General features: G+C 41.7%; 1 protein-coding gene. It reads right to left on the bottom strand.

The window, feature by feature from the left end:
* Positions 1 to 2,081 (bottom strand): Hop family adhesin SabA/HopD (gene sabA, locus CXY28_RS08525; protein ID WP_269799817.1); only part of this gene is annotated, 2,081 nt, incomplete at its 3' end.
* Between the last annotated feature and the right edge of the window lie 3 nt (positions 2,082 to 2,084).

The following is a 2,084-nucleotide window of genomic DNA, read 5'->3' as shown; positions in this document are numbered from 1 at the left end:
TAGTAAGCAAACACATAATTGAGGAAAAGGCTATACATCCTTCTGTATTCTAGTTTAGCACCCATGAAAGAATAGTAGCTTGTGTTGATCGTAGGGATTTTAAAACCTAGTTCAATGCCATGTTGAGTGCTATGATCGCTGTTTTTTTTCTTAGGCCTAGCGAGATTCATTCTCAAGCCTAAATCAAACAAAAATTGGAAATTAGAAGTGCTGACATTAGCGTTATAAATGCCATTCATCATGGTCAAATTCACTTGTTGGGAATTAAGCCACGAAGTCCCAGCTAGTGCAAAACCACCAAAAAGCCCCACAGAAAGCTTGTTATTTTTGCCTAAAAAGTTAGTGTTTTTATCGTTGATGAAGTTATAAAGCGCATCCATTCCCACCCCATAAGTCCACACATCAGAAGCCGAGTTAAAAAAATTAGATTTGATATAAGCATGGTTGTAATCAAAGAAACCATAATACCTTAACCCCCAATTCCTTTTTTTACCAAAGAATTGCTTATAGCCCACTTGCACGCCGATGCCGTTCATCGCCCCGTTATTGTTTTGATAGTCAATCACGCCGATGCGCCTAAAGGGGTTTTTGCCTAATTCTTGCGTGATGGTTTGGAGCTGGTTGTATTTGTTGGTATCCAAAGAATAAGTGAGCAAACCTTCTGGGGAATTAGGGTTTTGAGTGGAATGCGTCATGTTTTGAAGAGACTTGGCGTTAGGCAAGTGAGAGATACCATTATTAATCGCTGCAGAGTCTTTATTCAGGGTGTTAAGGGCTTCTTTAAAATTCAAAATGGTTTGAGCCAAAGCCCTATCCTGATTGACCTGATTGCCATAATAAGCGGTGTGTTGCTCTAAAGAGTTTAAAGTTTCTTTCACAAACGCACAGCCTGAACCCCAAGTGTTATTAGTGATCACGCCAGCCGATCCTGCTTTACATTGTTCTAAATCTCCTTGGATAGGCCCTTGAATGCTGTGGAAATTGTCCGCAACTTGCTTAGCTAAACCTAAAATCTCTGCTTGAGCTTCAGCTCTATTGAGCATTTCTTGAGCGAATTGCTTATTTTTAGAAGTGTAGGGGTTGAAATTGTTGGGTTGCGTGATTTGGGCGTTTTCGTTAGCGTTAAGCTGTTGGGTTTTTGTTAGGGCTGTTTGAGCGTTTTTGATCATCTCGTTAATAGCGTTAAAAGAAGGACCAAAAATATCCATCACATTCCCAGGCGTAGAACTCAACCCCCACGCTTTACCGCCATTGCTCGTTTGCACATGCGGGTTTTGAGTGGTAAGGACATTGATGATAGTGGCGGCTTGTTGCAAAAGGTATTCAGCGTTATTATTGTATTTCAATTGTATTGTAGGCGAGAATGATGCTCCGCCTGAATAAGAGGTTGGGATCTCTTTCCCATTCTCTGTATAATAATGCTCTATGATATTGTTTTGTGCGGTGGTCCTATAATTGGTTTGTTGTATGTTGACTACCCCTGTTTTGGTGGTGTCATTCAAGGCAGGCATTCCGCCTCCTTGGTTTTGGTTTAAAGCGGTTTGGATAATTTGATAAGCTTGGTTGAGTTTTTGGTATTCGTCAATGGATAGAATGCCATTAGGGCCTGTCCCATACGCTTGATTGCAAGTGGTGGTTGTCCCATTAAGGGCTGGTGTGTTACCAAACGATTGGTAGCTTTGATTGTTGGTAGGGCCAGGGCCACAGCCAATAAAAAGGGCTATGACTTGCCACATGCCCACAGCGGCATTGAGCGCTAAAGCCACAGCTTGATAGGCCGGAGAAGTGGTGGTAGCGCTAGTGAGATTGATCGCGCTTGAGCTTAGATTATCAATCGCACCCGTGATTGCACTTGGCGTGCTGGCTAGATTGACTAAGGAATTTAAGTAATTGTATTGGTTTAAAAGGTTGTTTAAATTATCGTATCTGTCTGCAAGATTTTGCAATGCTCCAGTGTTTTTCACTTTTTGAACCGCTTCACCGATTTGATAGCCCACGCTCATGTAAAATCCGTCATCTTCAGCCCTTGATAATGAAGCCATGAGAGAAAGAGAGAGTAAGAGGGATTTTTTGATTTTCATGTT

The organism is Helicobacter pylori (genome assembly GCF_002832345.1).
GTDB classification, from domain to species: domain Bacteria; phylum Campylobacterota; class Campylobacteria; order Campylobacterales; family Helicobacteraceae; genus Helicobacter; species Helicobacter pylori_CP.
Note: the sequence above shows the minus strand (reverse complement) of the source record. Positions and strands in the feature narration are given on the sequence as shown.